Annotated in this window: 15 protein-coding genes; 14 read left to right on the forward strand and 1 reads right to left on the reverse strand. The window is 47.4% G+C overall.

What is annotated here, in order from left to right:
- The first annotated feature begins 109 nt into the window (after window positions 1-109).
- The 10 genes from ACW9JV_RS04250 to ACW9JV_RS04295 all read left to right on the forward strand — a co-directional run bounded on the left by ACW9JV_RS04250 (window position 110) and on the right by ACW9JV_RS04295 (window position 8,649).
- Complete coding sequence (locus ACW9JV_RS04250) at window positions 110-415, forward strand: hypothetical protein (RefSeq protein WP_457331685.1); 306 nt, start codon at window positions 110-112, stop codon at window positions 413-415.
- A 149-nt stretch (window positions 416-564) separates the two neighbouring features.
- Window positions 565-864, forward strand: coding sequence for a hypothetical protein (locus ACW9JV_RS04255; protein ID WP_457331687.1), 300 nt, complete (start codon window positions 565-567; stop codon window positions 862-864).
- A gap of 608 nt (window positions 865-1,472) precedes the next feature.
- On the forward strand, window positions 1,473-1,778 hold the full coding sequence (locus ACW9JV_RS04260; RefSeq protein WP_457331689.1) for a hypothetical protein: 306 nt from the start codon (window positions 1,473-1,475) through the stop codon (window positions 1,776-1,778).
- A 15-nt stretch (window positions 1,779-1,793) separates the two neighbouring features.
- Window positions 1,794-2,507: an OmpA family protein gene (locus ACW9JV_RS04265; RefSeq protein ID WP_457331691.1), complete on the forward strand. Its 714-nt coding sequence runs from the start codon at window positions 1,794-1,796 to the stop codon at window positions 2,505-2,507.
- Window positions 2,508-2,536: 29 nt separating this feature from the next.
- Window positions 2,537-3,562, forward strand: a complete 1,026-nt coding sequence (locus ACW9JV_RS04270) for a hypothetical protein (protein ID WP_457331693.1) — start codon at window positions 2,537-2,539, stop codon at window positions 3,560-3,562.
- Window positions 3,563-3,737: 175 nt separating this feature from the next.
- Entirely contained in the window at window positions 3,738-4,637 is a 900-nt protein-coding gene (locus ACW9JV_RS04275) for an ABC transporter ATP-binding protein (protein WP_457331695.1), read from the forward strand.
- Window positions 4,630-5,883, forward strand: coding sequence for an ABC transporter permease (locus ACW9JV_RS04280; RefSeq protein WP_457331697.1), 1,254 nt, complete (start codon window positions 4,630-4,632; stop codon window positions 5,881-5,883). The genes ACW9JV_RS04275 and ACW9JV_RS04280 overlap by 8 nt, the downstream gene beginning before the upstream one ends.
- 265 nt (window positions 5,884-6,148) lie before the next feature.
- Window positions 6,149-7,165, forward strand: a complete 1,017-nt coding sequence (locus ACW9JV_RS04285) for a nuclease-related domain-containing protein (protein WP_457331699.1) — start codon at window positions 6,149-6,151, stop codon at window positions 7,163-7,165.
- Between the two features lie 337 nt (window positions 7,166-7,502).
- A complete protein-coding gene (locus tag ACW9JV_RS04290; RefSeq protein WP_457331701.1) occupies window positions 7,503-7,628 on the forward strand; it encodes a hypothetical protein in 126 nt (41 codons plus the stop codon).
- 10 nt (window positions 7,629-7,638) lie between these two features.
- Window positions 7,639-8,649, forward strand: a complete 1,011-nt coding sequence (locus ACW9JV_RS04295; protein ID WP_457331703.1) for an alpha/beta hydrolase — start codon at window positions 7,639-7,641, stop codon at window positions 8,647-8,649.
- A gap of 334 nt (window positions 8,650-8,983) precedes the next feature.
- Here the strand turns inward: ACW9JV_RS04295 and ACW9JV_RS04300 are convergent, their stop codons facing one another.
- Window positions 8,984-10,195 (reverse strand): NAD(P)/FAD-dependent oxidoreductase, encoded by a 1,212-nt coding sequence (locus ACW9JV_RS04300; protein WP_457331705.1) that lies wholly within the window; start codon window positions 10,193-10,195, stop codon window positions 8,984-8,986.
- 246 nt (window positions 10,196-10,441) lie between these two features.
- On the opposite strand from ACW9JV_RS04300, the gene ACW9JV_RS04305 reads away from it, so the two are divergent.
- Genes ACW9JV_RS04305 through ACW9JV_RS04320 form a run of 4 tightly spaced genes read left to right on the forward strand, consistent with a single transcriptional unit; the run spans window position 10,442 to window position 13,822 of the window.
- Window positions 10,442-10,753: a PTS sugar transporter subunit IIB gene (locus tag ACW9JV_RS04305; protein WP_457331707.1), complete on the forward strand. Its 312-nt coding sequence runs from the start codon at window positions 10,442-10,444 to the stop codon at window positions 10,751-10,753.
- 24 nt (window positions 10,754-10,777) lie between these two features.
- Complete coding sequence (gene celB / locus ACW9JV_RS04310) at window positions 10,778-12,082, forward strand: PTS cellobiose transporter subunit IIC (protein WP_457331710.1); 1,305 nt, start codon at window positions 10,778-10,780, stop codon at window positions 12,080-12,082.
- A 28-nt stretch (window positions 12,083-12,110) separates the two neighbouring features.
- Complete coding sequence (locus ACW9JV_RS04315; RefSeq protein ID WP_457331712.1) at window positions 12,111-12,416, forward strand: PTS lactose/cellobiose transporter subunit IIA; 306 nt, start codon at window positions 12,111-12,113, stop codon at window positions 12,414-12,416.
- A 17-nt stretch (window positions 12,417-12,433) separates the two neighbouring features.
- Entirely contained in the window at window positions 12,434-13,822 is a 1,389-nt protein-coding gene (locus ACW9JV_RS04320) for a glycoside hydrolase family 1 protein (protein ID WP_457331714.1), read from the forward strand.
- Window positions 13,823-13,830 lie beyond the last annotated feature (8 nt).

The following is a 13,830-nucleotide window of genomic DNA, read 5'->3' on the forward strand; positions in this document are numbered from 1 at the left end:
GAGGTGAACCGGCATCCTCCCTCTTGAAGATGTGGCCTACGTCGATACGGAACAACTTCATCGTAACTTCGATGAAAAAACAGTCGTTCACGAGGATAGGAGGGTACCTATGTTAGTGAAAGTATTAAATGTATGTGTTGTTATATTTATTGGAATGATAGTTATTTCCTTTTCTATGGCTGGTTTCATGCCAGGTGTGGCAGAAGACTTATTTACTATTTCATGGTTGAGTGAATCCTTGATGATTTTGCTATTTATAGTAGGTATAGGATCAATTACCAATTTTGTTCGCAAGTATTTTGAGGAAGACCAAGTGAGGTTTGTCCACTTTCAGACTGCCCTATTTATAATGATAGTCGGCCTTTTGTACTATGAATGGAAAAACGGGTGGCCGATTATCAGTTCATATTTCTAGTATGTTCGACTGTCGTGAACGCTTTAAATAAGCAGAGGTGAAGCGGCAGCCTCCCTCTTGAAGATGTGGCCTGCGTCGATACGGAACAAACTCAGCATGACATCGATGAAAAAACAAACAGTCGTTCAGGAGGATAAGGAGGAATACGTATGTTAGTGAAGCTATTAAATGTGTGTGTTGGATTACTATTTGGTATAGGGGTTGCATCCTTTGTTATATATGGTATTAATCCAGACGCAGAAATATTTACCATTTCATGGTTGAGTGTATCCATGAGGATTTTGATATATATAGTATTGATCGGTACAGTGACGAATGCTGTTCGCAAGTATTACAAGGAAAACCAAGTGAGGCTTGTTCACTTTCGGATTGGCCTATTTATAACGATAGTCGGTCTTTTGTTCTTTGAATGGAAAAACGGTTGGCGGGTTATTAGTTCAATTTTCTAGTTTGTTCGTCTGTCGTGATTACTGTAAATAAGCAGAAGTAAAGGGGCAGTCTCTCCCTTTCTCCCCTTTGAAGATGTGGCCTGTGTCGATACGGAACAACTTAAGCAAAACATCAATGAAAGCAAATAGCCGTTTATGAGGATAGGGAGGGGATGCGTATGTTAGTAAAGATATTAAATGTATGTGTTGTTTTGTTTATTGGGATGGCAGTTATTTTGTTTTCTATGGCTGGTTTCATGCGAGAGGTAGCAGAAGACCTCTTTACCATTCCATGGTTGAGTGTATTCTTGAGGATTTTTTTATTTATAGTAGCGGTTGGATCGATTACTAATTCCGTCCGAAAGTATAATAAGGAAGACCAAGTCAGGTTTGTCCACTTTCAGACTGGCCTATTTATAATGATATTCGGCCTTTTGTTATATGAATGGAAAAACGGGTGGCCGGTCATCAGTTCAATTTTCTAGTTTGTTCGTCTGTCGTGATTACTGTAAATAAGCAGAAGTAAAGCGGCATCCTCCCTCTTGAAGATGTGGCCTACGTCGATACGGACAACTTCATCGTAACTTCGATGAAAAAACAGTCGTTCACGAGGATAAGGGGGAATACGTATGTTAGTGAAGATATTAAATGTATGTGTTGTTATATTTATTGGAATGGGAGTTATTTCCTTTTTTATGGCTGGTTTCATGCTAGAGGTAGCAGTAGACCTCTTTGCCATTCCATGGTTGAGTGTATCCTTGAGGATTTTGCTATTTATAGTAGGTATAGGATCAATTACCAATTTCGTTCGCAAGTATTTTGAGGAAGACCAAGTGAGGTTTGTCCACTTTCAGACTGGCCTATTTATAATGATATTCGGTCTTTTGTTCTATGAATGGAAAAACGACTGGCCGATTATCCGTTCATTTTTCTAAAACAGGGAGGATATCATGTTAAAAAAATCAAGAATGCCGTTCCTTTTACTCGTAATAGTTTTGGCTGCGTGCACCGGAGAGGATGAACCTGATTCATCCGGTGAGCCAGCAGTCGACACGGGGAAAGAAGAAGCGCAGGAGCAGGAGTCAACCGATGAAGCGCAGTCGGAAGAGGAAGAACAGAAAGCAGAGGAAGAAGAGGAGGAAACAGATAAAGAAGAAGACTCTGGTTCTTCTTTTGATTATTCACCTCCCGATGTGTCTGTTCCTGAGGTATCTGCTCCTGAGGTATCTGCACCTGAAGTATCAGCTCCTGAAGTGAGTGCGCCGGAGATCACCGTTCCAGAAGTAGGGATAAGTATGGGAGAGGAAATCACGATTAACGTGCCGGATCATCTCCTGTTTGACTTTGATGAGTCTACGCTTCGAGATGATGCACTGGCTTTACTGGAAGAAATCAGCGGGGAGCTGGAGCAATATGAAGCAGGGGAAGTCAAGATTCATGGGCACACCGACAACCAGGGAGATGCGTCATACAATCAGCAGCTCTCCCAGGAACGTGCAGAAGCGGTGGAGGCTTACTTTTTAGAAGAGGAAACGATGGACGATTTCAACTTTTCTACGAAAGGATTTGGAGAAACGGAACCGGTTGTCTCCAATGATACCGAAGAAAATCGTGCGAAGAACCGCCGCGTGGAAATAATTATTAAACCAGAAGAGACGGAATGAAACTTTGAAGCTGGAGAGAGGGGAAGACGATGGGAAAAAACAGTTTGCTTTATATGAGCCTGCTCGTGATGATTGTGGGAGGGACCGCATGCAGTTCAGAAGATCCGGCAGCAACAGAGTCTTCTGATCAGACAGAAACAGTGGAGGACGTAACGGAGAAGGAAGAAGCGGAAAAGCAGGAAGAAGGCAGTACAAAAGAAGAAAAAGGGATGGAAAATCAGGGGGATCCTCGAGTGGACATAAACGGGGAGATTGTGTTCAGCCGGGATAATGATGCCGTCCAAATCGAAGGAACGACCAACCTAATGCCGGGCGCGGAATTGTCTGTAAGCTTTGATGCAGTGAAAACCATATTGTTTGCGAACTCGACAGACCTCACGGTGGAAGAAGATGGATCCTTTTCCGGTGAAGTAGACTATCCGAATCTCGATGAACCGCTGGATCTTATGATTACATTCAGCCCGGACGATCAGAAGGAAGACATAATAGAAGCTTACGGTGAATACGGAGAAAACCTGGAAGGACCGTTTGTTCGAATCGACCCGGATGAAGAACGGGAAAATGGCGAACCAAAGCATATTCTTTACACCGATTACGTTCTGGGGGAAGAAGATCAAACGATAACGATAGAACCTCCTGGTAACGAGCCGCCCGAAGATTATGGAGAGACGGAAGCATGGCTGGACTTTGACGCAGAAAGAAAAGGTGACTTTGTATACATAGAAGGACAGAGTAACATTCTGCAAGGTGCGAGGATACTAGCCAGTATTGATGCAGATAACTACATTATTTCGGGTTATAATGACGACGATGATGTTCGGCCGGACGGAAGTTTCCGGATGCGGGCACCTATTCCAGGGGAAGACAATCTGGGTGAAGACGCTGATCCGTACGTCAAAGTGGCGATGAGGGCATATGAACAACCACCCTACATTCAGGAAGTGTACGGGGAAACCGGAGGAAATCTGCAGGGATCGATGGTCAAAGAAACATCAACCGATAGGTACAGGGTAGTCAAGCAAGTTAAAATATCTGAGTTGGCCAGTTCAGAATAAATGATGGTCTGTTTCATTGTGTAAAAGCTTAGCGTTATAATAGAGGTAATGAAAATAGAGGGAAGAAAACCGGCAGATGGATAATTTTGCCGGTTTTCTTGTTCTGCCGCTCTGAAACGAAACCTTCTATTGTGCGTAGAAGTATAGTATAAAGGAAGAAGAAGGAGGGGCGCCGATGACGCTGACACTGGATCACATTACGAAAACATTTGGGGAGACGACAGCGGTTCGTGATCTTTCGCTCGAGATTCCGGAGGGAGAGATTTTCGGCATGCTCGGGGCAAACGGTGCCGGTAAAACAACGACGTTCCGCATGATTATCGGACTGCTTGAAGCGACAGAAGGAGAAGTATACTGGAACGGTGGCAGAATGACATATGCCGACAGCGGCATGATCGGGTACCTTCCCGAAGAGAGAGGTCTGTATCCGAAGCTGACCGTCCGGGACCAGTTGATATATCTCGGCCGGCTTCGCGGCATGAAGAAAGCAGATATTGTGAAACAACTGGAAGGCTGGCTGGAGCGCTTCCAGGTGCCGGATTATATGGATCAGAAGGTGGAAGAACTGTCTAAGGGGAATCAACAGAAAATCCAGTTCATCTCCGCGGTGATTCATCAGCCGAAGCTGTTGATCCTGGATGAACCATTTTCCGGTCTGGATCCTGTCAACGTGGAACTTTTGAAACAGGCTGTGCTGGACGTCAAGAAGATGGGCACAAGTATCGTCTTTTCCTCCCACCGGATGGAGCATGTTGAGGAATTGTGCGAGCATGTCTGCATGCTTCAGCACGGACAGCCGATTGTCCACGGCAGCCTGAAAGAAATCAAGCGCTCTTTCGGCCGGAAAAATCTCCGCATTCATGCTGACTTTGATGTCGGGTATCTACATGAGGTGGACGGGGTCGTATCTTATGCCGACGTAGCGGATGGGTGCGTGCTGCAGATCGACCGGGAAGAGACGGCGGAACATATTTTTCATACACTCCAGGGAAGAGGGTTTGTACGCAGATTTGAACTGGAAGAACCTTCGCTGAATGATATTTTTATTGAAAAGGCGGGCACGTCGTATGAATAAATTCGGTATTATTTTAAGTCATACGTATCTGAGCAGAGTAAAAGCCAAATCCTTTCTCATAACGACCATTATCACCGTTTTGTTCATTTTTCTTGCGGGCAATATGCCGTCGATCCTGTCTTCCTTTGGTGGAGGAGAGGGAGAAGGCCGGAGTGTAGCGGTTCTCGATGAAACCGGTGAAGTGTTTTCCGCTTTTCAGGACAATGTGCAGAACGCGGAGAGCGATATATCACTCGAGGAGTATGAAGGATCGGCAGCGGAGGCGAAAAATGAAGTGAGGGACGGCACGTTCGACGGTTTTCTGAACATTACATCGCAGAACGGACTGCCGCAGGGAGATTATTTTTCGATGAAGGGCAATCCTTCTGCGATATCCCAGAGCCTTCAGCAGGCCTTGCAGCCGGTGAAGATGAGGATGGCTGCCGACAATGCCGGTGTTGATTCGGCTGCTGTCCAGCAGATTACGTCACCGGTGGCTTTTGAAACATCGGCTCTGCAGGAAGATGCTCAAACAGCTGAAGAAAGAAACAGCGCCCGAGGTCTTGTTTATGTCATGCTCTTCTTATTATATCTATCGGTCATTATGTACGGAAATATGATTGCGATGGACGTCGCGAACGAGAAATCATCAAGGGTCATGGAGATCCTGGTCTCGAGCGTCTCTCCGGTGACGCAGATGTTTGCCAAAATTGCAGGGATCGCGCTGCTCGGTCTTACGCAATTCGGCATCATCCTTGCGGCAGGCTACGTGATGCTTCAGACGAATCAGAACCAGCTGACCGGCGGCGTGTTTCAGTATTTCGGTCTGCAGAATGCAGAAGCCGGCACGTTCATTTACGCGATTATCTTCTTTCTGCTCGGTTATCTGCTGTATGCAACGTTGTCTGCGACCATCGGTTCTCTCGTGAGCCGGACCGAAGAAGTGAACCAGTTAATGGCACCGCTCATTTATCTCATCATGATTGCGTTTTTCATCGCGATTTTCGGACTGAATTCACCAGACAATATGCTAGTAACGGTCACGTCCTTCATTCCTTTTTTTACACCGATGATCATGTTCCTGCGGGTGACCATGTTGAACATACCGGCATGGGAAGTCGTCCTGTCCCTTGGATTGATGATCGGCACGATTCTCCTGCTCGCTGCGGCCGGCGCCAGAGTCTACAAAGGCGGCGTGCTGCTGTACGGGAAATCCAATTCCCTGAAAGACGTGAAGAAAGCCCTGCAGTTATCGAAAAAAGAATAAAAGTAACTGATCCCGCCGCGAGGACGGCGGGATTTTTTTGGTGTGATGTGGTTGGTGGCTTGATTGGTGGTTCGGCAGGTATTGAAGTCGATTTGGCATGTATTTTATAAAGATTGGACAGTATCGGCTTCCGCTTGGCTTGTATGAAATCAATCGGCATGTATTTGAGACCGGCCGGCATGTAAACGCCTGGATTTGGCTCGTATTCGACAAAACATGGACAGTAACAGCCCATTTCAAGACAATAAAGGAGAATCCCCGTTAAATGTCGAATGACAGATGGACAAAAACGAAAGAGGTGATCCGCCTGATTAAAAAAGAACGACATGTCCCGTGGAAAATCAGAAAATGGGAAGCGTTACTGCGGAGGCTGCCGCCTGCTCATCCGGAGCGGGCGAAACTGGAGGAGCAGCTTGCTATGAGTCGTGCGGGGTACCGCGGGGAGACATCGATTGAGTATCACTTGAATTTTCTGCCCTCCCAGGATTGCTACGTTTTTCATGATCTCCGCCTCCCGGGAGAACGGAATACGTATTTTCAGATCGATACCCTGCTGATCACTCCGCATTTTCTACTAATTCTTGAGATCAAAAATATAGCGGGAACGTTATACTTTGATCCATCGTTTCAACAAATGATCCGCACCCTGGACGACAAAGAAGAAGCATTTCCCGATCCGCTGCTACAGCTGCGAAGGCAGCAGAGTCAGCTGCAAAATTGGCTGACCCGGCATAAACTTCCTCAGGCACCGGTTCCAGGATTGGTAGTCATCAGTAACGCCTCGGCTTTACTCAAAACCGATCCGGCATACCGTGACATGTACCACTCTGTCATCCGTCCCCCATCGCTTCCTTATTCCTTCGAATCGCTTCAGAAAAAATACGCAGCCGTTACTCTCACAAAACAGCAGATGCAGAAGATCACCCGTAAATTAAAGAAACTCCATCAGCATCATATCCCGGATACACCGAGTGAAGTGGATTCGCGTCTGTTGCGTACCGGCGTACACTGTCCGGATTGTCATCATCTGCCACTGCCGAGACAACGGGGCGGATGGTACTGCGGTATCTGTCATACGCTTCATCCCCAGGCTCATACCGTATCCCTCATCGATTATGCTCTTCTCCATAAAGACACGATAACCAATCAAGAGTTTCGTACTTTTCTACAGCTGGAATCCCCAAATGTTGCCTACAAACTACTCCAGCATCTGAAACTTCCATATGAAGGGGCATTTAAAAATCGGAAATATACTTTATCATTGGAGGCACTCGACGGGTAAGTAGTATAATTCGACGGGTATTATATGCAGAACGACTGATAATGGGCGGAATTTGACTGGTAAGCGCTGCGATTCGACTGGTACCACAAACCCTCATGCGAATTTTTGTATACGATTCCTAGACTGAAAGTTCATATAAATGGGTATAGAAGGTATACACGTTCTTACCTATGCCTGATCGGAAGGTGACTGGTGATTGAACTAACAGGGGCAAGCGGATATATCGGATGAAAAAGCTGACCTCTTTTGCTGATGTTCGTCAGCGAAACTGACACAGGAAAAGTTTGAGAATAAGGATATCATTCTGGCGGAAAATTTCGCACAGGCGTTCATCAGTGTGAACCGTAACATCTGGTATTCCTCTGGGAAGGAAACGGCGCTTCGGGCTGTGACACTCCTTGGTATTCTTTCGCTCGACATCCATCTGCTGCTGCAGGGGGTATCCCGTCGTAAAAAAGGATAGGGGGACGAAGATGGGACAGGATAAACTGAAGATCTGGGGGACGCAGATTCCCTATAACACAGGAGAGAACAAGTTCGATGAGCTGGTGATAAGAAAAAAACGCCCAAGGATGCTGAGGGTCTTTCACTGCATGAGAAAAATGAAAAGCAGCAGGTTCACCAAGCAGCATCATTATATCCATGAAATGACCTATCATGAAGAAATCAGCAAAGGGGAAGGAATGGAAACTTACGATGATGTTCCTTATCTTCTCCCCTTTGTCGTTCCGGACAGCGACCGGGCTGTAGTCATTGTACCAGGGGGAGGCTATATTTATAAATCATCCGGACACGAAGGCGAAGGGATGGCCCGCGCATTGAATGAAGCGGGCATTTCAGCATTCGTGCTCTGGTACAGGCTGAATCCGTACAAAGAACCGGTGCCCTACGCAGATCTGCAGCGGGCGCTCCGGTATGTAAGATACTACGCCACAGAATACGGTATAGACCCCGGGAAAGTCGGCGTCCTCGGTTTTTCCGCCGGTGGGCACTGCGCCGCCTCTATTCTGACAAAACATAGAAATATGCAGGTGGATGATGGGAAGTATGTAAAAGATGCCGTGGATGAGGTGGATGACCGGCCGGATCTGGCAGGCTTGATTTATCCAGTCCTTTCGTGCCGGGATATTCCGAACATGCTTATCGCGCTCTGTCCCGGGAAACAGCTCGGCGGTAAGCAGGAACGGGAAAAGCTTCTAAACGCCCACTCCCTCTCCCGGTATGTCCGGGCCGGTGATCCACCCCAGTTTTTATGTTACGGAACGAAAGATATGCTGATTCAGCCGGAAAGCGTGCGCCGGTACAAACGAACGCTGGATCAATATGGGGTGCCGAATCAGATGCTCGAGCTGAAAGGAGCTCCTCACGGCTTTGGAGACTGCGGCGGACTGCGGGGCGGGGAGAAAAAGATAGGAAAAGCTGCTTACGCCCACTGGAAACAAGCATTCACCGATTGGGCAAATGAAATGTTTGATGCCAAATAAGCAGCGTTTTTAAGCAAAGGAGTAAGAAAAAACGTCACATGGGCCGGCTTATACTTACGTTTCCACTTGAATGCTTCTCCCATTTGCGCTATGAAAGATTCACAGCGACGTTTCATCCGTATGAAAAAACTCTAACGTCCCCAATCCACCATAGATAATAAAAAAACGGATCCCGGATGATTTTCCCGGGATCCGTTTTCGATAAATTCAGCGGAAATCGCGGCTTCCTTCCATGCAGCGGCTTGCGATGGCATAAAGCGCCGCCGCGCCGAAGGAAATCAGAGACACAATCATAAACCAGTTTCTCATATTGCTTTCCTCCTCCAGGGTTCGTTTAGAAGAAACGGAATTTTCCTTTTTTCAGAATTAATTTCGGTCCTCCGACGAGGAATAGGTAACGGTTGTCGATGACGTTTTTCATGGCACGTGCTTTTTTGCCGTACAGCTTGTAATTATCAAGGATGGTGCCGATCGCATCCCCTTTACCGAGAGATGCCACTGTTCCCTTATCATCAAAGACAAAATGGCTTGTCTCTTTCCCGTGAAGCAGGGCCTGCAGGTTTTCGGCACAGGTTTCCGCTTCCTGGATGGCGCTCTGGGCAGTGACCGGGTAGGGTTTGTCGTTTTCGTGGTCCCATACCCAGGACGTATCCCCGATCATAAACACATTGTCATGATTTGGGGCACGGAGATCATCCCGTGCGTTGACTTTCCCTTTTGTCAGTTCGAAACCGGATTCGCCAACGACGGAATTCGCCTGTACGCCGCCTGTCCATACGACCGTTCCGGCTTTAATCTCTTCTCGGTCTTCCCCTACGATAAAGCTGTCCGCCGTACACTCCTGAATTTTCGTGCCGGTACGTAATTCCACTCCCTCTTCTGCGAGAGTCTTTTCGGCATAATCAATCAATTCCTGGTCAAAACCGGGCAGAATGGAGGGAGCTGCTTCCACATTAATGATACGTACGGATGAAGGGTCAATTTCGTATTTTCTGCACAGTTCCGGTACTTTTTCCGCCAATTCTGCCACGAACTCAATGCCGGTGAAGCCGGCTCCGCCGACAAGAATGTTCAGCGCGTCGTCATTTTCGTTTTCGCCGCTTGCGTAACGGATGAACTGTGCTTCGATATGATTGTAGACCGCCTTGCTGTTTTCGATGTTTTCGATTTTCCAGGCATGCTCGGCAATGCCGGGTATGCCGAAGGTTGCTGTTTCAAAACCTAGAGAAACCACCAGGTAATCATAGGACAGTTCCCCGTTTTTGAGGATCACCCGCTCGTTCTGCGGCTGAATTTCCGTTACGGAATCATAGACCATCTGCACTCGTTTCGTGTCGATGACATCACTGATCATAATGCGGGCGCGGTTCGGGTCAATGGTACCGGCTGCCACTTCATGGAGCCAGGTTGTCTGGTAATGATAGTTATGTTTGTTGACGAGAATAATATCCGCTTCCTGCGGCTGCAGCTGCCGGGTCAAATGTTTTGCCGTCATCATGCCGGCGTATCCGGCTCCGAGTATGACAATTCTTGGTTTTCCGCTCAATGGTATCACCTTTCTGTGCTGTTATGTGAAATCATGCACAATAAATCTTCCAACAAGAGCAAAACGCAAATTATAACTGTTACTATTATAACAGAAAAGAGAATAATGTTAAATCTTTCACAAAATGCGTCCCCTCATCATTAATCGATTTCCGCTTTGTAACGGAAAAAGTATGCGTTTTCACGAGAGCGGAATTTTCATACACTGAACACAGCTTAAGAAAAGCAGAAAGAGGAGGGACTTATCATGACAAATATTTTACTGGCGTGTTCGGCCGGCATGTCGACGAGCCTGCTCGTTTCCAAAATGGAGGAAGCGGCAGAAGCTGAGGGGCTCGAGGCCAATATCTGGGCAGTAGCTCAGGATAAGGCGGAATCGGAAATGGAACAGGCTGACGTGCTGTTGATCGGACCGCAGATGCGGTTCATGAAAAACAAATATTCCAAAATAGCGGAGAAAGTCGGTATTCCACTCGATATCATTGATCCTGTCGCTTACGGACGGGTGGATGGCGAAGCTGTATTGAACAAAGCACTGGAACTGCTGGGAAAAAAATAAACTAGGAAACAGGGGGGACGTTTCGTGAATAACAGTAAGTTTATGGACGTTTTGGAACGCATTTTGATGCCGATCGCTGAAAAACTGAATAATAACCGGCACCTGACTGCTCTTCGTGACGGATTTCTGGTTGCTCTTCCATTAATTATTTTCGGATCTATTTTCGTTGTTATCGCAAATTTTCCGTTTCTTGATCAGCTGCTCAGTGAAGAAGCATTTGCGGCCTATCAGAATGCGCTGAACCCGGCGTCGGCTGCGACGCTGAGCATCATGGGACTTTTTGTCATTATCGGTATAGGGTATAAATTAGTGGAACACGCCGGAGGAGAGGGAATATACGGCGGTGTTGTAGCGCTGGCCGGATTTCTGATTCTCACGCCTCAGACCGTTGAAGAAACGAGCGGTGTGATTCCAACGGCGAGCATTGGAGCAGAAGGGCTGTTTCTCGGTATTCTGGCCGCCTTTCTGGGGGCGGAAGTCTACCGGTATTTCGTAGAAAAGGACTGGACAATAAAAATGCCCGCCGGCGTGCCGGGAGCGGTAACACGTTCGTTCAGCGCCTTAATTCCAATCGCGGTGACGTTGTTTATTTTTCTTATCATCCGAATTCTTTTCAGTTTGACGCCGTTTGACACCGTTCAGAACTTCATTTACACCGTGCTCCAGGAGCCGTTGACAGCGCTTGGCGGCGGTCTCCCGGCAACGATTGTGGCGGTGCTGTTGATTCAGCTTTTCTGGTTTTTCGGACTGCACGGGCAGATTCTTGTCAATTCGGTGCTGGACCCGATCTGGTATACGCTGAACAACCAGAACCTTGAAGCTTTCCAGGCCGGAGAGGAACTTCCCAATATTGTGACGAAGCAGTTCATTGATACGTTTATCGTCGGGATAGGCGGTTCGGGTATGACACTTGCGGTCATCATCGGTATTTTTCTGATCGGTCGAAGCCGTCAGATCAAGCAGGTCGGAAGGGTATCTGCCCCGGCCGGTATCTTTAACGTGAACGAACCGATTATTTTCGGTCTGCCGATTATCATGAATCCATTGGTACTCATTCCGTGGCTGCTTGCACCGGTTGTTGTAGCAGTGGTGGTGTACTTGTCGATGGCGGCTGGAATGGTGCCGAAACCGGCCGGTGTGATTGTACCGTGGACGACGCCCCCGCTCTTAAGCGGTTTTCTGGCAACCGGGAATGCATGGCAGGGCGCGGTTATGCAGCTTGTCAGCATGTTTATTGTCTTTTTCATATGGTGGCCGTTCCTGAAAATCATGGATAAACAGTACTATGAGTCCGAACAGCAGGAGGACGCCGCAGCAGCAAAAGAATAAAAGGTGGAACGCAGGAGGGAAACCAATCATGGAAGAAATAACCGAAACAGCATTTCAGATTATACTATACGCAGGGAACGGAAAATCCAGTGCCATGGAAGCGATCCAGGAAGCGAAAAAGGCAGATTTCAAACGGGCTGACGAACTGATTGAAGATGCCGGCACAGAGCTTGGCAAAGCCCACGAATTTCAGACGAAACTGCTTCAGCAGGAAGCAAATGGAGAAGATGCGCCTGTGAATGTGATGTTGATCCATTCACAGGATCATCTCATGACCTCGATGACCGTACGGGATCTGGCCGTGGAAATTATCGAAATCTACCGCAATAAATAAGCAGGAGGGATTGAACAATGGCACTTGAGTACCGTTTTCCGGAAGGATTCTGGTGGGGAAGCGCAACGTCCGCCACCCAGATAGAAGGAGCTGCCTTTGAAGACGGCAAAGGATGGAACATATGGGATTACTGGTATTCCCGGGAGCCGGACCGCTTTTTTGAAGGTGTCGGTCCGGAAATGACCTCTGATTTTTATCATCGATATAAAGAAGATATTCAGCGGATGAAAGAAACCGGGCATAACACATTCCGGTTTTCGATATCCTGGTCGCGTCTCATTCCGGACGGGGACGGCCCGGTTAATGAAGAGGCGGTGACCTTTTACAGTAACGTGATAGACGAGCTCCTTTCCCAGGGGATTGAGCCATTTGTGAATCTTTTTCATTTTGATATGCCGATGGAGATGCAGAAGATAGGCGGCTGGGAAAATCGTTATGTGACCGACGCCTTTACCGCGTTTGCCAAAGAGTGTTTTGAGCGGTTCGGGGACCGGGTGTCGACATGGTTTACGTTTAATGAACCGATTGTTCCGGTGGAAGGCGGATATCTGTACGATTTTCACTATCCGAATGTCGTGGATTTTAAGCGGGCGGTGCAGGTGGCCTACCACACGATCATTGCCCACGCCAAAGCGGTGCAGGCATTTCGGGGCTTTTCGATACCGGAAGGAAAAATCGGAATCATTCTCAACCTGACGCCGTCTTATCCTAGAAGTGAAAATCCTGCCGACCTTCGCGCATCCCGAATCGCGGATCTGTTCTTTAACCGAAGCTTTCTCGATCCAGCCGTGAAAGGGGAATTCCCCCGTGAACTGCTCGATATCCTTGAAGAACACGGCCAGCTGCCGGAAACGGAGAAAGGGGACAGCACCCTGATACGGGAACATACAGCGGATATCCTCGGCGTGAACTATTATCAGCCCCGCCGTGTCAAAGCAAAAGAACACCTGCCGAATCCATACGGCCCTTTCATGATGGACTGGTTTTTTGATATGTATGAAATGCCGGGACGGAAGATGAATCCGTACCGGGGCTGGGAGATTTACGAAAAAGGCATCTATGATATAATGATAAACTTAAAAGAAAACTATGGGAATATAGAATCGTTTATATCGGAAAACGGCATGGGGGTTCAGAATGAAGAACGTTTTCTGGAAAACGGTCAGATCCAGGATGATTACAGAATCGATTTCATTAAAGGACATCTGAAGTGGCTGCATCAGGCGATTCAGGAAGGCTGTAATGCAAAAGGTTATCATTTATGGTCCTTTATGGATAACTGGTCGTGGATGAACGCCTACAAAAACCGGTACGGCTTTTTTGCGGTGGACCTGGAGACGAAAGAAAGAACCGCGAAAAAGAGTGCAGGCTGGTTTAAAGAAACGGCGGAACAAAACGGATTTTAAGAAAAAAG

The organism is Salibacterium sp. K-3 (assembly GCF_054052005.1).